Source organism: Pseudomonas sp. NPDC087626, from assembly GCF_044743405.1.
Classification (GTDB): domain Bacteria; phylum Pseudomonadota; class Gammaproteobacteria; order Pseudomonadales; family Pseudomonadaceae; genus Aquipseudomonas.
The window spans coordinates 81077-104310 of record NZ_JBIUWJ010000019.1; the positions used below are offsets into that span (position 1 = coordinate 81077).

Here is a 23234-nt window from a genome sequence, read left to right on the forward strand (position 1 = left end):
CCCTAAGGCTTGACTGCGCTCGGACACACAATCAAACCAGAGGGGCACAGGCTGATGCCAGGCGATTACCAGCTGTAGCGCACGCCGATGTTAGCCCCCCACGGCTGATCGATCTTGTCACCCTGGCTGTAATCGAAGTCGGCATGGATCGACACCTTGTCAGTCACCGTCATCGCCACCCCGACACCCAGTTCACCGCGGGAACCGGAAAGGTCGTTGTTGAACACATTACTGTTGACCTTGACTTCGTTGCTCTCGGAGAACTCATGTACATAAGCCGCACGTACATACGGCTGCACAGCCTTGCCTGCACCCAGATTGAAATTACGTCCGGCGGTGGCACCTACCTTGCCCAGCAAGGAGCGAGTGCTATCGCCCTCGGCAGACAAACCGTTGTCCAGATCGTAATCCTTGCCTTGAACCATCACGCCCGACAGCTGGGTATACGGCTCAATAAAATAGCCGTCGTCCAGGGTTATATGCCGGCCGAACTCCACAGAGGCACCAATGCCGCTGTTGTCGTAATCACCTTTGGTTTTTTTGCCGTCGCTCAACTGAACATCGGACGAGTTCTGGAAGCGGTTGTACTTGAGGACGCCGTCAACGTAGTAACCGCTCTCGTCATCCAGCCAGGTGGTGTAGGCACCGACATAATAACTGTCGACCTTACCGCTGGTGCCGCGGCCCAGGTCCAGATCGGACTTGCTGTAACCACCGAGCAGGCCAACCAGCCATTGCCCGTCGCCGATCGGCAGCGGTGCGTCGGCACCGAACGAAATACCCTGCTGAATTTGTTGATAACCGACGCCTGCACTGGCATCGACCTCAAATTTGTTGCCGTAGCCGCGCATCCACCCACCCGCCTTGCCTGCGTCCATCCGCAATTCGCCCATGCGGCTGCGCAACGTGCTGAGTTCGCCGTACCAGACGGTCGGCGCGGCGTTGAACAGTGCCATGACCGATTGAGTACCAGGGCTGACGACGCGTGTCGTGGTGTCCAGATACCAGTTGTTGCTGTCTCGCTGAACCAGATCGTAAGAGAACGCGCCCAGGTCGACCGGACCGCCCTGCAACGTAAAATCGGCGTCGCCGCTGCCGATGCGCACCATGTGCAGATTGCTGGTGTCGGAAGGATCTGCACCGCTACTGCTGACGGCGATGCTGTGATTTCCACTGGCAGCGCCCGTCACGTCGAGGAAGTCGACACTGCCGGTGGCGAAATCGGCACCCATGATGAACGTACCGTTGCCGGACAGGTTGCCGACCGACAAGGTGTAGAACTCATTCACATCACCGAACTTGATTGCACCACCGCTCATCGACAGCGTCGCGATATCACCATCACCCACCATGGCCCAGGTGGCATCGCTATTGACCGTCAGGCGCTCGACATTCTCCAGGTGCCCGGTGAATGTCGCAAAATTTTCCAGCTGCACCGTGGCGGCGCTGCCAGCCTCGACGACCACATTGCCCTCCAGCTGGCTGTTACTCACGAGCAGGTTGGCCAGCCCCCCACCCTTGACTTCAAGCAAGGTGTCGTTGCTGGCAGCCAGGGTGGAGTTGTTGCGCACTTCGATATTGGCGGTGGGCGTACTGATATCGAAACCATCGACGAGGACTGCCGAACCGTTTTGTCCGGTGACGCTCGACTGGTTGTCCAGTATCAGTGTGCCGGGGGCCGAGACTTGCGGGTCGAACACCATCAGCACCCCGTTTTTGCCGCCACTGATTGAACTGCCGTTGGCCGTGACATTGCCACTGGACATCAATAGGCCAAAGCCGTCCGCGTTAGTACCGCTGAGGGAAGATCGGGTCAGATTCAACTGACTACGCCCGTTGACGAGGCCACCATTGCGCCCGCCCGAGATCGCACTATCAACCACGCTCACCGTTGAACTGACCGCGCCATTGTCGCCGGCGGACACTCCCGTAGCATCGACACCGGCAACGATCGCGCTGGAGGTAATACTCGCCGTACTGCCATGGACTCCGACACCATCGTTGAAACCACTTGCCGTGACCTGACTGCGATCAAGGTTCAGGGTCGAGCCACTGCGAACCTGGATATCGAAGGTACGTGCATCGATTGCGGTCAGGCTGGACTGGTTGCGAAGTAGATAATTGTCCGGAGAGTTACCTGCACCAATCGTTGCATTTTCATTGTTCATATCCCGCGCAAGCGCGTGCGGACTGACCCATAACAACGGTGCAATGGACAATAGTTTGATCGCGCCAGCCAGTTGGCGCACAGCAAAAGGAGTTATCGAAAACATGAAAGGATCACCACGAAATTAGAGTCGCCAGTAGAATTAGTTCATTGCTTCTCGCGACGAACTCGGCTTGTACTTACAAAGGCGGCGAACAATATCGAGATACAGCCCCACCGAATGTAGGACTAATCCTGTAATGGAGCGGAGCCATCCACAGAATCAGCGATCCACCCGGCCAGGTGCACAAAAGGGGCTGCGTGCCCCTTTTGTGTCCATGTAACGACTTATCGCCTCATTACGGGTGAGGGGGTATCGGGCATGTGCCTGTACCCGTGCCCAACGCGACATTCAACGTCGCGTCCGGCGAAGGTGGCGTCACGCCGCTAACCGTATAGCTGACGATGCCCCGACCAATCTGGTCCGACTCGCCGCCGTACAAGGGCAGGATTTTTGTCGCATACGGCCGCACGATCCAGTCAAGACCGTTAACCACTTGCGCCGCAGTCAGGGGTGGGAAGGTATGTTGCAAATCAGTGCCCACGATGGGGTCGGCAGGGAGCGGACCCGAAGGATCGTAGCCTTTATGCCCCTGCCACTTGACGGTGACTACCACCCCTAACTTCAAGTAGCGGGCGTTGGCCGGAATATGCACCTTGATCCCGAGGCCTTCCACCGGGTCCCAGTCCAACAAGTGACAGAACATGAAGCCACTTGCATTCCCGGGAAACTCCACGACATCCGGGACAATGGTATGGACTTCCACCTTGACCGGCTTGGGCTTGGAATGCTCGGCGTTGATATAGCCAGCACGACGCAGCCAGTAAAACACCGGCAACCCAGGAGCCGTACTGTTACTGCGTTGATCAATCACACTCCACGGGATTGGAAGGACCATCGCCTGACCCGCAACCTCAGTTGTGATGACGTGCACGGGTAGCACAGGCAGGTTGTCCCACATCAAGTGGATTTCATCACCGGCCGTCGGCGAGTCGTACAACGTAAACCTGGCCTCGGCGTCGAAAGTCGCATCCGACAGATTCAGTTCATCCTTAAGGTCCGATTCACCCCAGACTTCAACTTCGTGCAGGTTCGGGTTGGTAATGTCCGGCCAATCTGGGTTAACGGGGCCGATCCTGGAAAAATCCACCTGGACGGTAATGCCTGGTGCGTCGAACGCCCGCAACCCCCGGCGAACCTCATACTTGACCGGGGTGGTTTGCTCGCCTGTAGTCTGGGTGTATTGAGCCAGCAACACCGCCAGCGGAACCTTGACCAACGTTTGCGCACGCGGCACGAGAGGATGGGGCTCGAGTTCCTGAGTCCCCCAGATGAGATGAATTTTGTCGGAGCTCTTGCCGTTGGTCACTGCAGGAATCACCACGGTGACCTCTCGAGTGGCGGCGTCGAGTTGATCGATCAAACCGTCGTCGTCTGCCAGCGGTACGCTGGGAGGATCCAGAGGAGCAATGGGTAGCGCTCCGAGCGCAACGTTACGCAGGCGCATCCGGGACAACCGGCCCGGGTTGCCGGCCTTGTCGAACAAGCGGTAGGCACAGAAGACCGGGCCATCGCCAGCGTCCTGAATCCACGGCAAGGGAATTTCGAACAGGCGATTCGCAGGAATAGTGACCGGAACCGGAGTAATCGGCACGATGTCTTCCGGGTTGATCGGTTCGACTTTTTGCCAGCCGTAGGAAATCGTGTCGCCCGGCTCATAATCCGCATAGGCGGGTAACTCGACGATTACTTGGTTGCCGTTGGCAGCCAGGTAAGCATCGTTGATTTCATTGGTAGCGAGTATGAACTCCGGTGGGTTGAGCAGATCATACGGGGGCGTTCGGTCAATTCTGAGCGGTGTGGTGGTTGACTCTTCGACGAATCCCGGAGCACTCCAGATTTTCAACCTCCATCGAATATTGAATCTGCCTTCAATCTCCTTATCGAACACATCGAGAGTGACCGCCTTGGGGAAATCCGGACGGTTTTGCGGGTAGGGAAACGGTTGCTCCTTGAGCACTTCCCAGACGCCGCTGCCAACCCTGGCCATTTCAATACGAACCGTGTCAGCCTGGCCGGGGATCGGCACAAGATTATCCCAAGCCGGAATATTCACCACCAGCGGCTGGTCATTGCTCACCGCCGGTCGTAGTCCCTCGGTATCTCCCGGCATCAAGCCGTTCACGGTAAGGGGGTCGAGCGGCCCCGCAGTTGGAGCGTCACGCTGGGCCAACCGTTCGCGATTGGCCCAGCGCACCTGCTCGGCATTTAGCTGCTTGTCTGAACGTGCCATGTGCTTTCTCCAGTACTGTTCATAGTCAACCGTGACCTGAGCCAAGGCGATGAAACCTGTCTGGCAGTTCGAACTTCGAAAGCATTGCACACTACGCCTTATCGTTCTGCCGGACCTGAGCGACCCGGAGCAAATTAGGCACTAGTTTTTTATCTGCCGATAGCTGTCAGAGTTGACAGGTACCCGCTGTGTGGAGGGTCATGCCTGGCGCAACGCCAACCGCCAGACCCGGGCAATATCCCGTGCCCGCTCACGCAATAGTTGCGCGGCATTGGCACACGCCCGAGCCAGGCTTGTTGGCCCGGAAGGTAACGCAAAGGCGGCATCGACCCCCTGTTCATACATCTGCTCGTAACCCTCGCCCAGGGTGCCGGCGATCACGATCACCGGTACACGGTTTTGGCGGGCGATACGCGCCACCCCGAAGGGGGTCTTGCCCCTTAGCGTCTGCGCATCAAAGCAACCTTCGCCGGTGATCACCAGATCGGCTCCCCGCACGGCGTCCGCCAACCCGACCAGTTCAGCCACGACTTCCACGCCCGGACGAAATTGCGCGTTCAAAAACGCCTTGGCCGCAAACCCCAGGCCCCCCGCCGCACCGCTGCCGGGTTCGTCACGCAGGTCCTTGCCTAGCACGTGCGCACAATGATCGGCAAAGTGCCCCAGGGCAAGATCGAGTTGCTGCACTTGCTCAGGCGAAGCACCTTTCTGTGGGCCGAAAATCGCTGAGGCGCCATGGGGGCCGCAGAGTGGATTGTCGACGTCGGCGGCGATCTCGAAACGGACCTCGGCCAGGCGCGAGTCGATGCCCTTGAGTTCAATACGGGCCAGGTCTTCGAGCGCCAGGCCACCGTGACGGATCGCTTGCCCCTGGGCATCGTTCAAGCGCACGCCCAAGGCGTGCATCGCGCCCGCTCCACCGTCATTGGTGGCACTGCCGCCAATGGCCAGGATGATACGTCGGGCACCCGCATCCAGCGCCGCACGAATCAACTCGCCGGTGCCAAAGGTGCTGCTGATGCACGCATCACGCTGCTCCAGCGGCACCAATTGCAGACCGCTGGCTTCGGCCATCTCGATGATTGCAGTGTGGCTGTCGGGCAACCAGCCCCAACGGGCCTCGACCGGCTCGCCCAATGGCCCTTGCACCCGGGTACTGCGCAACTCGCCAGCGCAGGCCGCGAGAATCGCCTCGACCGTGCCCTCACCGCCGTCGGCCATCGGACATTTGACCAACTGCGCATCCGGCCAGACTTCGGCCAGCCCCTGGGCAATGGCATCCGCCACACCAATAGCACTCAGGCTGTCCTTGAACGAGTCGGGGGCGATGACGATCTTCATGTGATTTCTCCGGTTGTTATGCAGAGCATGCTGCCAGTTGCCCCAGACGATGACGCCAGTCCGCTGCACAAGGGTGGAGGGGGTTTATTGTTCATTTCTACAAAACCCAACTCAAGCCCTGCTCCTACACGTCTGCGCAGGGCTGGGGTAACAGCTGCACACCGAGGTACAGCGCCAGCATGCCGTCCAGCCGCAGCGGATCGACTCCGCTGAGTTCGGCCACCCGCTCCATGCGATAGCGCAGGCTGTTGCGGTGGATCCCCAGGGCATCGGCACAGGCCTGGCTTTGGCCATCGTGCTCGCACCAACTGCGCAAGGTCGCCAGCAACTGCCCGTTGCTATCCTTGGCGATGACCTTGCGCAAAGGGCTGAGTAGCTCATCCAGCGCATCATCGTTGCGATGGCGCCAGAGCATCACCGGCAGGCGGTAGCGGTTGAGGGTCAACAAACGACTGTGCGGCAATACATCGCGACCGTAGGCCAGCAAATCGCCAACCCGCCGATAGCAGCGGCGCAAGCCCTGCAGACCGTCGGCCTGGCCACCGACCGCAATGCGCAGGATGTTCCAGCCCAGGCCATCGAGTTTCTCCAGCAAGCGCTCGTTCTCCACCGTATGAGTGGTCGGGCGGCACCACAGCAACGAGGACTTGGCCGAACTTACGCACCAGCTATCGGGGTAGCGCGAACTCAGCCAGGCACTCAAGGCTTCGGCGGTCTGGCCGTTGCCGTGTTCCAGGCCCAATTCAAACAAATAGGGGGTACGTGACAATTGCGGCTTGAGGCCCATTTGCTGGGCTTCGTCGATCAACCGCGGCGAGTCCCCGGCCTCACTGAGCAATAGCGCCAACAGATCATCGCAGCGCTGGCGGCGCCATTGCTGCTCGGCCTGCTGGTTGCGCTGGGCCACCAGCATTTCGGCGGTCATGCGCACCAACTCGGCGTAGGTGCGCAGTTGCTCGGGTTCACCGGTGATGCCGAGTACGCCGATCAGGCGCTGATCGAGGAGCAACGGCAGGTTGATCCCCGGCTGCACGCCCTTGAGGTGCACTGCCGTCTGGGCGTCGATTTCCACCACCCGACCATTGGCCAGCACCAACTGCGCGCCTTCATGCCGGGTGTTGACCCGCTCCGGCTCGCCACTGCCCAGGATCAGCCCCTGGCTGTCCATGACGTTGACGTTGTAGGGCAGAATGGCCATCGCCCGGTCGACGATATCCTGGGCCAGGTCGTGATCAAGTTCGAACATGAGGGGTATTCCTGGAAAAGCTGGGGCTTTGGTTGTTCACCCGCACAGGCGCTTGGCGTAATCGCTGTGCTCAGGCACAAAGACATCCGCCAATGGGTGACCGAGACTCTGCATGCGGTCACGTTACCCTCGCACCGCAAAAAATCATAATAAAGAGAGACCCGCCATGTCACAGAGCGCCGCTGCCACCCTGGCCACCGATGACGATAAAAACGCCGTCTACAAGCGCATTACCCTGCGCCTGATCCCCTTCATCTTCATTTGCTACCTGTTCAACTACCTGGACCGGGTCAACGTTGGCTTCGCCAAGTTGCAGATGCTCGATGCGCTGAAATTCAGCGAAACCGTGTACGGCCTTGGGGCCGGGATTTTTTTCATCGGTTACGTGCTGTGCGGCGTACCGAGCAACCTGGCGCTGACCCGCTTCGGCCCACGGCGCTGGATTGCGCTGATGATGATCACCTGGGGCACGTTGTCCACCTGCCTGCTGTTCGTCACCACGCCCACCGAGTTCTATACCCTGCGCCTGTTCACCGGTGCCGCCGAAGCCGGGTTCTTCCCCGGCGTGGTGTTGTACCTCTCGCAGTGGTTCCCGACCTTCCGTCGTGGCCGCATCATGGCGCTGTTCATGTCGGCGATCCCGGTCTCGGGTCTGCTCGGCAGCCCGTTCTCCGGTTGGATCCTCAACCACTTCGCCGCGGGCCAAGGTGGCCTCGCCGGCTGGCAGTGGATGTTCCTGCTGCAGGGCATTCCGACGGTGATCCTCGGTGCACTGGCGTACTTTCTGCTCAGTGACGACTTCGCCAGCGCCAAATGGCTCAAGCCGCACGAGCGTGCGGTGCTTGAGGCGGACCAGGCAATCGACCGCGCCAACAAGCCGAAGACGGCCACCGACTCGCTGCTGGCCGTGTTCAAGAACCCGGCGATCTGGGCGTTCGGCCTGATCTACTTCTGCATCCAGAGCGGCGTGTACGCGATCAACTTCTGGCTGCCGTCGATCATCAAGAACCTCGGTTTCAGCGACAACCTGGTGATCGGTTGGCTCAGTGCGATTCCCTACCTGCTGGCCGCGGTGTTCATGCTGCTGGTCGGACGCTCGGCGGACCTGCACAAGGAGCGCCGCTGGCACCTGGTGGTGCCGATGCTGATGGGCGCGCTGGGCTTGCTGATCGCGGTCAACTTTGCTGCTCACCCGGCCATCGCGATTCTCGGCCTGACCATCGCCACCATGGGCGCCCTCACCGGCCTGCCGATGTTCTGGCCGGTGCCAACCGCCATGCTCAGCGCCGGTGCCGCCGCCGGTGGTCTGGCGCTGATCAACTCCATGGGCCAGATGGCCGGCTTCCTCAGCCCGTACCTGGTGGGCTGGGTCAAGGACACCAGTGGCTCCACCGATGCCGCGCTGTATGTGCTGGCAGCGGTGATTGTCGGCGGTAGCCTGCTGGCGTTACGCATGACCCGCACCCTGCGCGTCTGACCCCAGCCACGGTGGGAGCGGGTTGCCCGCACCCACCATTGGATAATTGCGGTTGCCCACATCGCCCTTCTGGTATTTGATTGAGCCTTTCCCACCGGTAAAAGGAATTCGTCATGAGCTACCGCACACTGGGCCATTCCGGACTGCAAGTGTCTACGCTGACCCTGGGCACCATGATGTTTGGCGAGCAGACCAGCACCGAAGACTCGCTGCGAATCATCGACAAAGCCTGGGATCAAGGCATCAATTTCATCGACACCGCCGACGTCTACACCAATGGTCGCTCCGAGGAAATCGTCGGCGAGGCGATTGCCGGCAACCGGCATGAGTGGGTGGTGGCGTCCAAGGTCGGCTTCGGCCCGGTGGACGGCCTGCCGAATCGCAGCGGCCTGAGCCGCAAGCACATTTTCAACGGGATCGATGCCAGCCTGACCCGCCTGGACACCGACTACCTGGACATCTATTACCTGCACCGCGAAGACCACAACACCCCGCTGCACGTCACGGTGTCGGCCATTGGCGACCTGATTCGCCAGGGCAAGATCCGCTATTGGGGCCTGTCCAATTATCGTGGCTGGCGCATCGCCGAGGTGATTCGCGTGGCCGAGCAACTGGGCGTCGACCGGCCGGTGATCAGCCAGCCGCTGTACAACATCGTCAACCGCCAGGCCGAAACCGAACAGATCACCGCCGCCAACGCCTACGGCCTTGGTGTCGTGCCCTACAGCCCGCTGGCCCGTGGCGTGCTCAGCGGCAAGTACGCCCCCGACATTCGCCCCGACGCCAACAGCCGCGCCGGCCGCCAGGACAAACGTATCCTGGAGACCGAATGGCGGGTCGAGTCGCTGCGCATCGCCCAGCAGATCCAGGCCTACACCGAGCAACGTGGCGTCGGCATGGTCGAGTTCGCCATTGCCTGGGTCCTGAACAACGCCGCGGTGACCTCGGCCATCGTCGGCCCACGCACCGAAGAACAGTGGGACGCCTACACCAAGGCCCAGGACGTGAAGATCAGTGCCGAGGACGAAGCCTTCATCGATTCACTGGTGACCCCGGGGCATGCCTCGACACCGGGGTTCAATGATGTGAGCCATTTTGTCTCGGGGCGCAAGGCACTGAGTAGCTGAGGCCATTGCAACGATATTCGTCGCTCAAACCACGTATCCTTCCCCTCTGTTTATGTTCAGTGTCGCGAGGACAGCTTGTCTAAAGGAATTGCTCTATCGGTGTCGGCCTCGGTGCTGTTTGCCGTCATGTATTTCTACACCTCACTGCTATCGCCGCTCGACGGTGTGGAAATTTTCGGCTGGCGCATGCTGCTGACTGTGCCGTGCATGACGGTGTTCATGCTGGTATCCGGTGAGTGGCAACGGGTCGTGGAGATCCTGCGGCGGCTGGCAGTCAAACCGCTGCTGGTCGGTGGCTTGCTGGTGTCCTCTGCCCTGCTCGGCGTGCAACTGTGGCTATTCATGTGGGCACCGTTGAACGGCCATAGCCTGGATGTGTCCCTGGGGTATTTCCTGCTGCCACTGACCATGGTGCTGACCGGCCGCATCGTCTACGGCGAGCGCCTGTCGTACCTGCAGAAGATTGCCGCGAGCCTGGCGACCCTGGGCGTGCTCAATGAGTTGTACCAGGTGGGCAGCTTTTCCTGGGCGACCATGCTGGTGGCCATCGGTTACCCGACTTACTTCGTGTTGCGCCGACGCCTGGCGGCTGACAACCTCGGCGGCCTGTGGCTGGACATGGCGCTGTTGCTGCCAGTGGCGTACTGGTTCGTGCACAACGGCGCACAAGGCTTCGGCGTGTTCGACCAGTACCCTTGGCTAACGCTGCTGATTCCCGTGCTCGGGATCATCAGTGCCTCGGCCCTGGTGGTCTACATCATCGCCAGCCGCCTGCTGCCGTTCAGCCTGTTCGGGCTGCTCAGCTACGTCGAGCCGGTGCTGTTGCTGGGGGTGGCACTGCTGTTGGGAGAAAGCATCAAGGCGGGGGAATGGCTGACCTACATTCCGATCTGGCTGGCGGTGCTGGTCCTGGTGTTCGAGGGCTTCAAGCATCTGGTGCGCCAACGCAGGCCTTAAGCACACCTGAAACAAATGTGGGAGCGAGCAAGCTCGCTCCCACAGTTTTATCAGTGTAAGGGCTTAGTCCGTGGAGAGAACACCACGGCGCACCTGGTCACGTTCGATCGACTCGAACAGCGCCTTGAAGTTGCCTTCACCAAAACCATCGTCGCCTTTACGCTGGATGAATTCGAAGAACACCGGGCCCATCAGGGTTTCCGAGAAGATCTGCAACAGCAGGCGCTTGTCGCCGGCCTCGGACGAACCGTCCAGCAGGATCCCGCGGGCCTGCAACTCGCCGACCGGTTCGCCGTGGCTCGGCAGACGGCCTTCGAGCATTTCGTAGTAGGTATCTGGCGGCGCGGTCATGAAGCGCATGCCGATGCTTTTCAGGTGATCCCAAGTCTTGATCAGGTCATCGGCCAGGAAAGCAACGTGCTGGATGCCTTCGCCGTTGAACTGCATCAGGAACTCTTCGATCTGCCCGGCACCCTTGGAGGACTCTTCGTTCAGCGGGATGCGGATCATGCCATCGGGAGCGGTCATGGCCTTGGAGGTCAGGCCGGTGTATTCGCCCTTGATGTCGAAGTAGCGGATCTCGCGGAAGTTGAACAGCTTCTCGTAGAAGTTCGCCCAGTAGGCCATGCGGCCGCGGTACACGTTGTGAGTCAGGTGGTCGATGATCTTCAGGCCGGCACCGACCGGGTTGCGGTCGACACCTTCGATGAACACGAAGTCGATATCGTAGATCGAGCTGCCTTCACCAAAACGGTCGATCAGGTACAACGGCGCGCCGCCGATGCCCTTGATGGCCGGCAGGTTCAGCTCCATCGGGCCGGTCTCGATGTGGATCGGCTGGGCGCCGAGTTCCAGGGCCCGGTTGTAGGCCAGTTGCGAATCCTTGACGCGGAACGCCATGCCACACACCGACGGACCGTGTTCGGCGGCGAAGTACGAGGCGACGCTGTTGGGTTCGTTGTTGAGGATCAGGTTGATCGCGCCCTGGCGATACAGGTGCACGTTCTTGGAGCGGTGGGTAGCGACCTTGGTGAAGCCCATGATCTCGAAGATCGGCTCAAGGGTGTTCGGGGTTGGCGATGCGAATTCGATGAACTCGAAGCCCATCAGGCCCATTGGGTTTTCGTATAAATCTGCCATGGTTGACGCCTCATCATGCTTTTAATAATTAACTGATCGTTAGTCGTGAGCACTGCTGAGACGCGCGGGTGGCGCGCAGGAGATGCCTCGCACACTGCGGGCGAGAAAATCACCGTAGATCAATTGGAACCCAAATATCTTCATTGTCGACCCAAGGCTTTTGTGGGCGAGGCTTCTGCTGTCAGAAGACTTATTCTTATATGCGTAAACCGATTCTACACAGCGTAAAACAATTTGTCCGCCTTCTCTATAAAATCCGCCTTTTTGCCGTCGCTGCAAAGGCTTTGTTGCACAGGTAGATACCCAGCAGGATGACCGCCCCGCCCAGGTACATCGCGCCCGTCATCGGTTCGCCGAGCAGCAGCGCGCCGAGGATCACCGCGGTCAGTGGGTTCAACGCGATAAACGCGCCACTGCGGGTGGCGCCAATCCGGCGAATGCCGTCGTAATACCAGATATAGGCCAGCGCCGAACCTAGCACACCCAAGTACAGCAGGCTGATCACTTGTCCCGGGGGCAACTGCGCAAGGACCTGCCACTGGACTTCGCCGCGCACCGCGCAGGTCAGCCATAACATCAAGGTGCCCAGGACCACCGAGTAAGTCACGGTGTGCAGCGGGCCCAGCGCTTGGTTCAGCCCCCTGGAGAACAACGAATAGACACTCCAGCCCAGCACGCAGCCGAGCAGCAGCAGGTCGCCAAGCCAAGCCCCGCCGGTGAACACCGACTGATCGCCACTGACGATCACCAGCCCCGCTCCGCCGAGACACAGGAGGATGCCGACGACCTTGCTGGCACTAAGGCGCTCCTTGAACAGCAACCAGGACGCCAGCCCGATCACTGCCGGGTTCAAGGCGACAATCAGCGATGCGCGGGACGCGTGGATATACTGCAGGCCGTAAAAGAAACACAGGTTGTAGACGTAGATGCCGAAGAACCCCAACAGTCCCAATTGCAGCCATTGCCGGCCGCTCGGCCGAGCCAGGGGGATGCGGGCCAACCCCATGAACAGCAGCAGCGCCAGGCTCGCCAGCGCAAAGCGCAAACTCGCGGCAAACAATGGGCTCAGCGAACCCGCCAGGTAGCGCCCGGCGACGAAAGTTCCGCCCCAGAGCATGGTGACGCTGGCGAGCTTCAGGTACACCGGGACATCCGAACCATGCCAACCACTCTGGACAAGACTTTTCATGCAGGCTCCTGGGACATGACAGGGTTGATGGCTTATTCTTCCCGTCATGATCGATCATCGTAAAATGAGTGTTTACTCATGACCCTGAGCCAACTCGAGATCTTTTCCCTGGTCGCCGAGCTGCAAGGCTTCACCAGCGCAGCCCACCGTCTGGGCATCAGCCAGTCGGCGGTGTCCCATGCCATCAAGGCCCTGGAGCAGGAACTGGGTGTCGAGCTGCTCAGGCGCCAGCAGTCCCAGGTCGAACTCAGCGACATCGGCCAGCAGTTACTGGTGCGTGCCCGCGCCATGCTCGGCCTCGCCAGCACCCTGCGCCAGGAGGCCGCCGACGCCCGCGGAATGAAAAGTGGCACGCTGCGCATCGGTTCTTTTGGCCCGACGGCGTCGATCGGCCTGCTGCCGAAAATCCTGCCGCAGTACCGGGCGGCCTATCCCGGCATCGAGGTGCACATCGATGAAGGCCCTGACCGGCAAGTGTTGCAGTGGCTGGATGAGCGGCGGATCGATGTCGGTTTCGTGGTGCTACCCGAAGAGCGCTTCGACACCTTCCCCTTGGTCGAGGACCAGATGGTCGCGCTTATCCCCGTCGGACATGCCCTGGCCAACCGTGACAGCCTGACACTGCGCGAGCTGTGCGACGATCCGTTCATCCTCACCGAGGCCGGTTCTGCAGAACTGGTGACACGCCTGTTCAGCGCGGCACGGCTGAGCCCCGACATCCGTTTTCGCTGTTCGCAATTGCTCAGCACCCTGGCAACCGTGAGTCGGGGTGAAGCACTGACCCTGGTTGCCGAACGCTCGCTACCCGACACCCCGCAGGCGCATTACGTAAAGCGGCCGCTGTCTCCGATGGTCAAGCGCCAGGTGGGTCTGGCGGTGCTGGATCAACGCCAATGCTCGCCCGCCACCCTGGCGTTCATCAAACTGGCAACGGGATTGTCCTTGAGTTGAACAACACAATCGCCCAGTGCCATCTATCATCCCCGCTATGCAATCTCTTCATGGAAGGCAAGGCGTTGCCGCACCTGCATTTGAGAGCCCATCCCCGCAGTCCCAGGTTTGCCCAATGCCATTGACCTTAAAGCGCCGGCGTAAAAGCGCCTACCGTAACGCCATCACCGTGCTGGTGGCCCTGGTGCCCGTGGTGCTGGGCGGCGCCATTTTGTATATGCAAGCCGAAAGCCGACTGAGCCAGAGCACGCACCAGACCGCCGAGGAAGCCGTTCGCCAGTTTGACCTGATGCTCGACAACACCGCCCACGCGGCCCAGCTCCTGCTGCCGCTGGCTGGGCAGCCCTGTGCGGACGTCAAGCTGGCCCTACGTGAGCAAGTGACCCGCCGGCCCTTCGTGCGCTCCACCAACCTGGTGTGGGACAACAATCTGTACTGCAGCTCGTTGTTTGGCGAGTTCGAGGAGAAGGTCGACCCGGGCGAGTACACCCACGGCAAGTTGTGGCTGATGAACGGCAATCCGGTAACGCCCAACACCGCCCTGTTGGTGTACCGCCAGAGCGAGGGCCGACAAGGCGCACTGACCACGCTCGATGGCTACCACCTGAGCAACGTGCTGCGCCTGATCGGGCGCCAGACCCTGTTGTTGCTGCAGGTCGGTGACAATTGGTTGTCGGCCGATGGCCAGGTCCATGAGGGCGCCCTGCCCGAACTGCCGGTGGCACGCAATTACCTGGAATCGTCACGCTATGCCTTTAAAGTGGAGGCCGGATTCCCCGAGGGGGAAACCTGGCGCTACATGGTCAGCGAGTACCCACCACTGTTCAGCCTGCTGATATTTTTTGGCGCCATCGCCGGCACCCTCGCCCACTGGCTGCAAAAACGCTCGACATCACCCAGCCTGGAGTTGCAGCGGGCCATGGAGGCCAAGGAGTTTGTGCCGTACTTTCAACCGGTGGTGCATGGTGACAGCAAGGGTTGGGCCGGCACCGAGGTGCTGATGCGCTGGAACCACCCCAAGGATGGCCTGGTACGCCCGGACCTGTTCATTCCCTTTGCCGAGCACTCGGGGCTGATCGTGCCGATGACGCGCTCGTTGATGCAGCAGACCGCCGCAGTGCTCGGCCCGCAAGCCAGTCATTTCGGCGAACGCTTTCATATCGGCATCAACATCACCGCCAGCCATTGCCAGGACCTTGACCTGGTGGCTGACTGCCGCGAGTTCCTGGCGGCTTTCCCGCCCGGCAAGGTCGCGCTGGTCCTGGAGCTCACCGAACGCGAGCTGATCGAACCCACGGCCATCACCCACCAACTGTTCGAACAGTTGCATGGACTGGGCGTGATGATCGCCATCGATGATTTTGGTACCGGCCACTCCAGCCTGGGTTACTTGCGCCAGTTCAATGTGGACTTCCTGAAAATCGACCAGAGTTTTGTCGCAATGATCGGCGTGGACGCGCTGTCGCGGCATATTCTGGACAGCATCATCGAACTCTCCGGCAAACTCGACTTGGGGATAGTCGCCGAAGGGGTCGAAACACTAGAACAGAGTGAATATCTTGCAGGTCATGGGGTGAACTTCCTGCAGGGCTACCTGTATGGCCGACCGATGCCCGCTGGCGAATTCATTATCGAACTGAACAAACACTTGGCGGTTGAGCAAAACGCCCTGTAAAAACCATTACTGAGCGGTCGGCGCACCAAATGGCATCAAACAGCGGAGCTGCGTTACATAAATAAAAAGACATGATTTACTCGGAGTGAATTAACTACTACAATTTTTCCTGCCTGCGCAAGATTGCCAGGTGCGCCACTCTCACCGAGTCGCTTCAAGGCTCTTGGCTTATAGCTTTGTTTGCGGTTGGTCTCAGCCAAACACACTATTGGAGTAAAGATATTGTCCAGACTCGCTGAATTTCGTGCAGCTGAAAAGGCCCTTCAAGAGCAGCTTGCGCAGCTGGAATCACTGAAGAACGACGCCGGGCTGAAGAAAGAAATCGAATTCGAAGAGAAGCTCCAGGGCTTGATGAAAACCTATGGCAAGAGCCTGCGCGACATTATCGCCATCCTCGACCCCAACGCCAAGGCTAGCCTGCAGCCAGCCGCGGCACCCAAGACCCGCCGCGCCCGCGTGGTCAAGGTGTACCAAAACCCGCACACTGGCGAACTGATCGAAACCAAAGGCGGCAATCACCGCGGCCTGAAAGCCTGGAAGGAACAATACGGCGCCAGCACCGTTGATTCCTGGCTGCGTGCTTGAGGGCCATGAACCTCACCCTTAAAAGCCCTGCCGACGCAGGGCTTTTTTATGCCACTCGAATTTTAAGTAACGATGCTCGCCGATCTAGCGGAAAAATCCGCTAACTACCATGGGTCGGCACAATTAACTTTGTAGTTAGTCCTTCCGGCCAAAGAACTGGAAGCCCGCCATTGCGTCGTGAACACTGCAATCTGGAACTAAAGTTTCAAACTTTCACGCAGCGCCTGTATTTCTTTCTGACTTGCTGCGTACGCATCGGCTTGTCCGGCGTAGGAAAAAACATAGGCTTTATCTGCCTCTACCGCGGCCACTAGTGTTTGCGACAATACATGACGCCCGTTCTGGGTAATGGTGCAGGTGGTTTCCAGGGCAGCCAGGCGACTCAATGTAGCCGGATGAATCTTGTTGCACACACTCTGGTAGCCGCCCTGAAAGAAGTCCTTCTGGATCGACTTGCGCATTTCCAGCAACACCCCCTGCAAGTTGACCACATGCCCGGCCTCAACCTGGGTCATGGTCAACTCCATGACCAGTATCGTGTCACCGTTCTCATCGTTTTTCACCGCGCGCTGGCGTGAAACCTTCGCCGGCGCCTCGCTCGGCGCGGTTTCCGGCACGGGTTCCGGCGCGGTTTCCAGCGCGGTTTCTGGCTCCATGGCCTGGACCTGCCATCCATCAGGCCAGGTGATCTCGGCGAGCTGGGGTTGCGCAGCAGCAGCGGCGGCAAACAGACCGGATAACAGCAACAGGGATCGAATGGTTCGGATCATCAGGCAAGACACTGGCGAGGAAAGGCCCAAAGTCTGACCCCGACCGGGCCCGCAGGCAATAGCCGGAGCTTTGTGCATTGGCCCAGCACCGCCCCTTGCGTATCATTGGCCCACTGCATGGAAGCCTCGAGCACCGCAAGCCCAAGGACAGCTCCATCTGCTGGAGCGTCGTTTGCCCCACTTATTTTCCGGAGGGCCCATGAGCCTGCACGACCTGAACACCTTCCCCGGCGTCACTGCCCAACCTGACACTGCCACCCAGCAATTTGTGTTCAACCACACCATGCTGCGGGTCAAGGACATCACCAAGTCACTGGACTTCTACACTCGTATCCTCGGCTTCAGCCTGGTGGAAAAACGCGATTTCCCGGAAGCCGAGTTCAGCCTGTACTTCCTGGCCCTGGTCGACAAAAACCAGATCCCGGCCGACGCGGCGGCTCGTACCGAGTGGATGAAGTCGATCCCGGGGATTCTCGAGTTGACCCACAACCACGGTACTGAGAACGACCCGGATTTCGCCTACCACAATGGCAACACCGACCCGCGCGGTTTTGGCCACATCTGCATTTCGGTACCGGACATCCGCGCCGCCTGCGAACGCTTCGAAGCCCTGGGCTGTGACTTCCAGAAACGTCTGAATGACGGCCGCATGAAGAGCCTGGCCTTCATCAAGGACCCGGATGCCTATTGGGTCGAAATCATCCAGCCAGCGCCACTGCTGGCGTAGGAACAAGCTCAAGCATGGGGTGTAAGGGAAGTCTGCTCGCGATGGAGGTCGGTACATCCAACATCGATGCCGCCGCCATCGCGAGCAAGCCGCAAGCGGGCGCTCGCTCCCACACTGATTTTGGCTGTTCACAGATTCTGTATACACCACATCAAACCTGTGGGAGCGGGCTTGCCCGCGATGGCAGTGGGTCAGGCAACATCAATGTTGGCTGTGCTGGCCTCATCGCGAGCAAGCCGCAAGCGGGCGCTCGCTCCCACACTGATTTTGGCTGTTCACAGATTCTGTATACACCACACCAAACCTGTGGGAGCGGGCTTGCCCGCGATGGCAGTGGGTCAGGCAGCAACGATTTTGGACGGGGTCACTCGCAAAAGACAGAGGGGCAGCGCTGTGGTTTAAGCCGGGGCCGAGGTGCGGATCAGGTGGTCGAAAGCGCTCAACGAAGCCTTGGCGCCCTCGCCTACTGCAATCACGATCTGCTTGTACGGCACGGTGGTCACGTCACCGGCGGCAAACACCCCGGGAATCGAGGTTTCACCGCGGTTATCGACGATGATCTCGCCTCGTGGTGACAGCTCGACAGTGCCTTTGAGCCAATCGGTATTAGGCAGCAGGCCGATCTGCACGAAGATACCTTCGAGCTCGACATTCAAGGTCTCACCAGACTGACGATCCTTGTAACGCAAGCCGTTGACCTTCTGGCCGTCGCCAGTGACTTCAGTGGTTTGCGCACTGGTGATCACGGTGACGTTCGGCAGACTGTGCAACTTGCGTTGCAAGACCGCATCGGCGCGCAACTGCACGTCAAATTCCAGCAGTGTCACGTGGGCAACGATCCCTGCCAGGTCAATGGCTGCCTCGACCCCGGAGTTGCCGCCGCCGATCACGGCCACGCGCTTGCCCTTGAACAAGGGGCCGTCGCAGTGCGGGCAGTAGGCCACGCCCTTGTTGCGGTATTGCTGTTCGCCCGGCACGTTCATTTCGCGCCAACGGGCGCCGGTGGCCAGAATGACCGTCTTGGCCTTGAGGGTAGCGCCACTGGCGAATTTGACCTGGTGCGGTTCGCCGTTCTGGCCTGGCACCAGGGCATCGGCCCGCTGCAGGTTCATGATGTCGACGTCGTACTGCTTGACGTGTTCTTCCAGGGCCACCGCCAGTTTTGGTCCTTCGGTTTCCTGTACGGAAATGAAGTTTTCAATCGCCATGGTGTCCAGCACCTGACCGCCGAAACGCTCGGCGGCAACGCCGGTGCGAATGCCTTTACGGGCCGCGTAGATCGCGGCAGACGCACCGGCTGGGCCACCGCCCACCACCAACACATCAAAGGCTGGCTTGGCGCTGATTTTCTCGGCCTGGCGCTCGATGCCGCTGGTGTCGATTTTCGCGAGGATTTCTTCCAGGCCCATGCGGCCCTGGCCGAAATTCACACCATTGAGGTAAACGCTGGGCACGGCCATGATCTGTCGCTCGTCGACTTCGGCCTGGAACAGCGCGCCGTCGATGGCGACGTGATGAATATTGGGGTTGAGCACTGCCATCAGGTTCAACGCCTGGACCACGTCCGGGCAGTTCTGGCAGGACAGCGAAAAGTAGGTCTCGAAGTGGAACTCACCCTTGAGCGAACGGATCTGTTCGATCACTTCGGCACTGGCCTTCGAAGGGTGGCCGCCGACTTGCAGCAGGGCCAGCACCAGCGAGGTGAATTCGTGACCCATCGGGATGCCGGCAAAACGCAGGCTGATATCGGCCCCTGGGCGGTTGATCGAGAACGATGGCGTGCGTGCATCGGCACCGTTGTCGAGCAAGGTAATTTGGCTGGAAAGACTGGCAACGTCTTGCAGCAATGCGAGCATTTCCTGGGATTTCGCACCGTCATCGAGGGAGGCAACGATCTCGATCGGCTGGGTGACCCGTTCCAGGTATGACTTCAACTGGGCTTTAAGATTGGCGTCCAACATACGGGCGATCTCCTTTGTTCAATTCTAAAAAAAACGCCCGAGCGAATCTCGCCCGGGCGTCTTGAGGGCGGTGCAGCTGACTTAGGTGCGGCGTACCGCCCGGGTATCGCGAGTCACTGACTCAGATCTTGCCGACCAGGTCCAGGGACGGTGCCAGGGTGGCCTCGCCTTCTTTCCACTTGGCTGGGCAGACTTGGCCCGGGTGAGCGGCGACGTACTGGGCAGCCTTGATTTTGCGCAGCAACTCGGAAGCGTCACGACCTACACCGCCATCGTTGAGCTCGACGATTTTGATCTGGCCTTCAGGGTTGATCACGAAGGTGCCACGGTCTGCCAGACCAGCTTCTTCGATCAGCACGTCAAAGTTGCGGGAGATGACGTGGGTCGGGTCGCCGATCATGGTGTACTGGATCTTGCCGATGGCTGGCGAAGTGTTGTGCCAGGCTGCGTGGGCAAAGTGGGTGTCGGTGGACACGCTGTAGATCTCGACGCCCAGCTTCTGGAATTCGGCATAGTTGTCGGCCAGGTCTTCCAGCTCGGTTGGGCAAACGAAGGTGAAGTCAGCCGGGTAGAAGAATACGACAGACCATTTGCCTTTCAGATCGGCGTCCGACACTTGTACGAAATCGCCATTTTTGTAAGCGGTAGCGGTGAAGGGTTTAACTTGGCTGTTGATGATAGGCATCGTTGACTCTCCGTCAGGGTTGAAAAGTTGATGAGGTGAATCCTACCCAACCGATTGCCTGATGGCTCATTGGCAAACCTGATGCCGCTCATTGGTTTTCGCTATTAGCCACCATTCTTAATAGAAGAAAACCATCTCAGCGACGAAATGCCCTCGACCCGCCACACCGAGATCCGGCGCCGCCAATCGGTACCTAGCCGCGTGATACACTCCGCCCCCATACAAAGTACGTACTACATTACGCAATGGCAGGAGAAAACATGGCTCGGGGCGGTATAAACAAGGCTGTAGTACAGGCGGCACGCTTGGCGATCCTGGCGCGCGGCGACAACCCCAGCATTGATGCAGTACGTATCGAGATGGGCAATACCGGTTCGAAAACCACTATTCATCGCTACCTCAAGGAGCTGGATGACGAGGTTGCGGCCCGTCAGAGCGAGCCGCAAGAACAGATCGATGACGAACTGAGCGGGCTGGTAGCACGCCTGGCGCAACGCCTGAGGGAACAGGGCCAGGAGCGCATCGATCACGCCCAGGAAGGTTTCGAGCAAGCGCGCAAGGCGCTCGAAAGCCAATTGGCCGAAGCCCTGCAACTGCAGGCACAACTGACTCGCCAATTGGAGACCCAAGGCGCGACCCTGGCCAGTGAGTCCGCAGCCTTGCAAGACACCCGTGCGTCGCTACAGGGCGAACAGACTCGCAATGCCAGCTTGAGCCAGGCCCTCAGCGATTTTGAACTGCGCTTGAATGACAAGGATGAGCAGATCCGCTCACTGGAAGAAAAGCACCTGCACGCTCGCGACGCCCTGGAGCACTATCGCGAGGCCATCAAGGACCAGCGCGAGCAGGAACAGCGGCGCCATGAAGGCCAAGTGCAGCAGATCCAGATGGAACTGCGCCAGGCCCAGCAAAGCGCCATGGTCCGCCAGGACGAGATCACCCAGCTCAACCGCGATAACGAACGCCTGCTGACCGAGAACCGCGGCACCGTGCGTGAGTTGCACCTGTTGCAGGATCAACTCAAGCACAGCGAGACCCGCCAGGCCCAAGCCCAGGAACAGATCCGCCGCCACGAAGCCGAAGCCACCCTGTTGCAGGAACGCCTGCGGGTCGCAGTGCTGGAAAGCACCAGTGCCAAGCAGGCAGCCGCCGAGCAACTGCACGCCAACGCGGAGCTGGAACTGCGAGCCGCTAGCGCCGAAGCCAGCCTGCAGGCACTGCATCTGGCGGTGGCCACGCAAGCTGCGCTGGAGCCGGCGCCGGTCCCGGTTCCAGGCCCGGCTTCTAAGCAGTCGAAAAAACCTTAACCGGCCACTGGCGTGCGCATGGTGACGAACTCTTCGGCGGCCGTCGGGTGCACGCCGATGGTTTCGTCGAAGTCGCGCTTGGTGGCGCCGGCCTTCAAGGCAATCGCCAGGCCCTGGACGATTTCGCCCGCCTCCGGACCGACCATATGGCAACCCAGGACCTTGTCGGTCTTGGCGTCGACCACCAGCTTCATCAGCGTGCGCTCCTGACACTCGGTCAGGGTCAGCTTCATCGGCCGGAACCGGCTTTCAAAAATCTGCACCTCATGGCCTGCCTCGCGGGCCTGTTCTTCCGTGAGGCCAACAGTGCCGATGTTCGGCAAGCTGAACACGGCGGTCGGGATCATCTGGTAATCCACCAGGCGATACTGCTCGGGCTTGAACAGACGACGCGCAACAGCCATGCCCTCGGCCAGGGCCACCGGCGTCAGTTGCACGCGACCGATGACATCGCCAATCGCCAGGATCGACGGCTCAGCGGTCTGGTACAGCTCGTCGACCTCGACGAAGCCTTTCTGGTCGAGCTTGACCGCGGTATTTTCCAGCCCCAGGTTATCCAGCATCGGCCGCCGTCCGGTCGCATAGAACACGCAATCGGTTTCCAGCTTGCGGCCATCCTTGAGGGTCACGCTCAGGCTGCCATCGGCTTGCCGGTCGATGCGCTCGATGTCGGCATTGAACTGCAGGTCCATGCCACGCTTGGTCAGCTCCTCTTGCAGGTGCTTGCGCACCGCACCGTCGAAGCCGCGCAGAAACAGGTCACCGCGATACAGCAAGGAAGTCGACGCGCCCAGGCCGTGGAAGATCCCGGCGAACTCGACGGCGATGTAACCGCCACCCACCACCAGCACACGCTTGGGCAGGGTCTTGAGGAAAAACGCCTCGTTGGAACTGATGGCGTGCTCGGCCCCGGGGATCTGCGGGATCTGCGGCCAGCCGCCGGTCGCGATCAGGATATGCTTGGCACTGAAGCGCTCACCATTGATCTCTACGGTATGGGGCGCGACGATCCGGGCGTGGCCTTCATGCAGGGTCACCCCGCTGTTGACCAGCAGATTGCGATAGATACCGTTGAGACGGTTGATCTCGCGGTCCTTGTTGGCGATCAGCGTCGCCCAGTCGAACTGCGCCTGGTCCAGACTCCAGCCGAAGCCCGCAGCCTGCTCGAAGTCTTCGGCAAAGTGTGCGCCGTACACCAGCAATTTCTTCGGCACGCACCCCACGTTGACGCAGGTGCCGCCCAGATAGCGGCTCTCGGCCACGCCGACTTTCGCGCCAAAACCGGCGGCGAAGCGTGCCGCGCGTACACCGCCGGAACCGGCGCCAATCACATACAGGTCAAAATCGTAGGCCATTTCTATCTCCTCGGCAGGGCACCAGCATACCTGCTGGCGCAGTGCGGGTCAGCGCCGCGAACAATACGCGCTTGAAAAATGAAAAAGCCACCCGAAGGTGGCTTTTCAGAACGGGACGCCCAGACGTTATCAGTACGCCTTGCCCGTCTTGTAGAAGTGCTCGAAGCAGAAGTTGGTGGCTTCGATGTAGCCTTCGGCGCCGCCGCAGTCAAAACGGGTGCCCTTGAACTTGTAGGCAATC

18 protein-coding genes and 1 pseudogene are annotated in these 23234 nt (G+C 60.0%); 8 read left to right on the forward strand and 11 right to left on the reverse strand.

What is annotated here, in order from left to right; all coding sequences use genetic code 11:
• Window positions 1-65: 65 nt before the first annotated feature.
• The 4 genes from ACIOVD_RS17285 to ACIOVD_RS17300 all read right to left on the reverse strand — a co-directional run bounded on the left by ACIOVD_RS17285 (window position 66) and on the right by ACIOVD_RS17300 (window position 7087).
• Window positions 66-2273 (reverse strand): autotransporter outer membrane beta-barrel domain-containing protein, encoded by a 2208-nt coding sequence (locus ACIOVD_RS17285; protein ID WP_401129251.1) that lies wholly within the window; start codon window positions 2271-2273, stop codon window positions 66-68.
• Between the two features lie 232 nt (window positions 2274-2505).
• Entirely contained in the window at window positions 2506-4500 is a 1995-nt protein-coding gene (locus ACIOVD_RS17290) for a hypothetical protein (protein WP_401129253.1), read from the reverse strand.
• A 198-nt stretch (window positions 4501-4698) separates the two neighbouring features.
• Window positions 4699-5841, reverse strand: coding sequence for a glycerate kinase (locus ACIOVD_RS17295; RefSeq protein WP_095168431.1), 1143 nt, complete (start codon window positions 5839-5841; stop codon window positions 4699-4701).
• A gap of 124 nt (window positions 5842-5965) precedes the next feature.
• Window positions 5966-7087: a sugar diacid recognition domain-containing protein gene (locus ACIOVD_RS17300; RefSeq protein ID WP_095168433.1), complete on the reverse strand. Its 1122-nt coding sequence runs from the start codon at window positions 7085-7087 to the stop codon at window positions 5966-5968.
• A 166-nt stretch (window positions 7088-7253) separates the two neighbouring features.
• Here ACIOVD_RS17300 and ACIOVD_RS17305 point away from each other — a divergent pair, with 166 nt between their 5' ends.
• From ACIOVD_RS17305 to rarD, 3 genes are all read left to right on the forward strand, one after another.
• Window positions 7254-8564: an MFS transporter gene (locus tag ACIOVD_RS17305; RefSeq protein WP_095168434.1), complete on the forward strand. Its 1311-nt coding sequence runs from the start codon at window positions 7254-7256 to the stop codon at window positions 8562-8564.
• A 113-nt stretch (window positions 8565-8677) separates the two neighbouring features.
• Entirely contained in the window at window positions 8678-9691 is a 1014-nt protein-coding gene (locus ACIOVD_RS17310; RefSeq protein ID WP_159995534.1) for an aldo/keto reductase, read from the forward strand.
• Between the two features lie 75 nt (window positions 9692-9766).
• The gene (gene rarD / locus ACIOVD_RS17315) at window positions 9767-10648 is read left to right on the forward strand and encodes an EamA family transporter RarD (protein ID WP_401129256.1); all 882 of its coding nucleotides are present in this window, start codon (window positions 9767-9769) and stop codon (window positions 10646-10648) included.
• Between the two features lie 63 nt (window positions 10649-10711).
• Here the strand turns inward: rarD and hppD are convergent, their stop codons facing one another.
• Together hppD and ACIOVD_RS17325 are read right to left on the reverse strand one after the other, a co-directional pair.
• Window positions 10712-11788, reverse strand: a complete 1077-nt coding sequence (gene hppD, locus ACIOVD_RS17320) for a 4-hydroxyphenylpyruvate dioxygenase (RefSeq protein ID WP_401129258.1) — start codon at window positions 11786-11788, stop codon at window positions 10712-10714.
• 247 nt (window positions 11789-12035) lie between these two features.
• The gene (locus ACIOVD_RS17325; protein WP_401129260.1) at window positions 12036-12977 is read right to left on the reverse strand and encodes a DMT family transporter; all 942 of its coding nucleotides are present in this window, start codon (window positions 12975-12977) and stop codon (window positions 12036-12038) included.
• A 78-nt stretch (window positions 12978-13055) separates the two neighbouring features.
• Between ACIOVD_RS17325 and ACIOVD_RS17330 the strand changes: the two genes are divergently transcribed.
• From ACIOVD_RS17330 to ACIOVD_RS17340, 3 genes are all read left to right on the forward strand, one after another.
• Entirely contained in the window at window positions 13056-13928 is an 873-nt protein-coding gene (locus tag ACIOVD_RS17330) for a LysR family transcriptional regulator (RefSeq protein ID WP_401129262.1), read from the forward strand.
• 115 nt (window positions 13929-14043) lie between these two features.
• The gene (locus ACIOVD_RS17335) at window positions 14044-15603 is read left to right on the forward strand and encodes a cyclic diguanylate phosphodiesterase (protein WP_095168444.1); all 1560 of its coding nucleotides are present in this window, start codon (window positions 14044-14046) and stop codon (window positions 15601-15603) included.
• 222 nt (window positions 15604-15825) lie between these two features.
• Window positions 15826-16188 (forward strand): histone-like nucleoid-structuring protein, MvaT/MvaU family, encoded by a 363-nt coding sequence (locus ACIOVD_RS17340; protein ID WP_095168446.1) that lies wholly within the window; start codon window positions 15826-15828, stop codon window positions 16186-16188.
• Window positions 16189-16385: 197 nt separating this feature from the next.
• On the opposite strand, the gene ACIOVD_RS17345 is transcribed toward ACIOVD_RS17340, so the two are convergent.
• On the reverse strand, window positions 16386-16958 hold the full coding sequence (locus ACIOVD_RS17345) for a DUF4946 domain-containing protein (RefSeq protein WP_401129265.1): 573 nt from the start codon (window positions 16956-16958) through the stop codon (window positions 16386-16388).
• Window positions 16959-17157: 199 nt separating this feature from the next.
• On the opposite strand from ACIOVD_RS17345, the gene gloA reads away from it, so the two are divergent.
• A complete protein-coding gene (gloA, locus tag ACIOVD_RS17350) occupies window positions 17158-17685 on the forward strand; it encodes a lactoylglutathione lyase (RefSeq protein WP_095168449.1) in 528 nt (175 codons plus the stop codon).
• A gap of 398 nt (window positions 17686-18083) precedes the next feature.
• On the opposite strand, the gene ahpF is transcribed toward gloA, so the two are convergent.
• Window positions 18084-19646: an alkyl hydroperoxide reductase subunit F gene (gene ahpF / locus ACIOVD_RS17355; RefSeq protein ID WP_095168451.1), complete on the reverse strand. Its 1563-nt coding sequence runs from the start codon at window positions 19644-19646 to the stop codon at window positions 18084-18086.
• A gap of 121 nt (window positions 19647-19767) precedes the next feature.
• Window positions 19768-20331: an alkyl hydroperoxide reductase subunit C gene (gene ahpC / locus ACIOVD_RS17360; RefSeq protein ID WP_095168453.1), complete on the reverse strand. Its 564-nt coding sequence runs from the start codon at window positions 20329-20331 to the stop codon at window positions 19768-19770.
• 260 nt (window positions 20332-20591) lie between these two features.
• Here ahpC and ACIOVD_RS17365 point away from each other — a divergent pair, with 260 nt between their 5' ends.
• Window positions 20592-21638, forward strand: a complete 1047-nt coding sequence (locus ACIOVD_RS17365; protein ID WP_401129268.1) for a DNA-binding protein — start codon at window positions 20592-20594, stop codon at window positions 21636-21638.
• On the opposite strand, the gene gorA is transcribed toward ACIOVD_RS17365, so the two are convergent.
• Window positions 21635-22993: a glutathione-disulfide reductase gene (gene gorA, locus ACIOVD_RS17370; protein WP_159995518.1), complete on the reverse strand. Its 1359-nt coding sequence runs from the start codon at window positions 22991-22993 to the stop codon at window positions 21635-21637. The two genes, ACIOVD_RS17365 and gorA, sit on opposite strands and share 4 nt — an antisense overlap.
• A 129-nt stretch (window positions 22994-23122) precedes the next feature.
• A pseudogene (locus ACIOVD_RS17375) lies at window positions 23123-23234 on the reverse strand (UTP--glucose-1-phosphate uridylyltransferase); the annotation flags it as partial.

Bases quoted from the DNA above. Each gene is read 5' to 3' on its own strand.
- ACIOVD_RS17285 (WP_401129251.1), bottom strand. From the start codon at position 2,273: ATGTTTTCGATAACTCCTTTTGCTGTGCGCCAACTGGCTGGCGCGATC.
- ACIOVD_RS17290 (WP_401129253.1), bottom strand. From the start codon at position 4,500: ATGGCACGTTCAGACAAGCAGCTAAATGCCGAGCAGGTGCGCTGGGCC.
- ACIOVD_RS17295 (WP_095168431.1), bottom strand. From the start codon at position 5,841: ATGAAGATCGTCATCGCCCCCGACTCGTTCAAGGACAGCCTGAGTGCT.
- ACIOVD_RS17300 (WP_095168433.1), bottom strand. From the start codon at position 7,087: ATGTTCGAACTTGATCACGACCTGGCCCAGGATATCGTCGACCGGGCG.
- ACIOVD_RS17305 (WP_095168434.1), top strand. From the start codon at position 7,254: ATGTCACAGAGCGCCGCTGCCACCCTGGCCACCGATGACGATAAAAAC.
- ACIOVD_RS17310 (WP_159995534.1), top strand. From the start codon at position 8,678: ATGAGCTACCGCACACTGGGCCATTCCGGACTGCAAGTGTCTACGCTG.
- hppD (WP_401129258.1), bottom strand. From the start codon at position 11,788: ATGGCAGATTTATACGAAAACCCAATGGGCCTGATGGGCTTCGAGTTC.
- ACIOVD_RS17325 (WP_401129260.1), bottom strand. From the start codon at position 12,977: ATGAAAAGTCTTGTCCAGAGTGGTTGGCATGGTTCGGATGTCCCGGTG.
- ACIOVD_RS17330 (WP_401129262.1), top strand. From the start codon at position 13,056: ATGACCCTGAGCCAACTCGAGATCTTTTCCCTGGTCGCCGAGCTGCAA.
- ACIOVD_RS17335 (WP_095168444.1), top strand. From the start codon at position 14,044: ATGCCATTGACCTTAAAGCGCCGGCGTAAAAGCGCCTACCGTAACGCC.
- ACIOVD_RS17345 (WP_401129265.1), bottom strand. From the start codon at position 16,958: ATGATCCGAACCATTCGATCCCTGTTGCTGTTATCCGGTCTGTTTGCC.
- gloA (WP_095168449.1), top strand. From the start codon at position 17,158: ATGAGCCTGCACGACCTGAACACCTTCCCCGGCGTCACTGCCCAACCT.
- ahpF (WP_095168451.1), bottom strand. From the start codon at position 19,646: ATGTTGGACGCCAATCTTAAAGCCCAGTTGAAGTCATACCTGGAACGG.
- ahpC (WP_095168453.1), bottom strand. From the start codon at position 20,331: ATGCCTATCATCAACAGCCAAGTTAAACCCTTCACCGCTACCGCTTAC.
- ACIOVD_RS17365 (WP_401129268.1), top strand. From the start codon at position 20,592: ATGGCTCGGGGCGGTATAAACAAGGCTGTAGTACAGGCGGCACGCTTG.
- gorA (WP_159995518.1), bottom strand. From the start codon at position 22,993: ATGGCCTACGATTTTGACCTGTATGTGATTGGCGCCGGTTCCGGCGGT.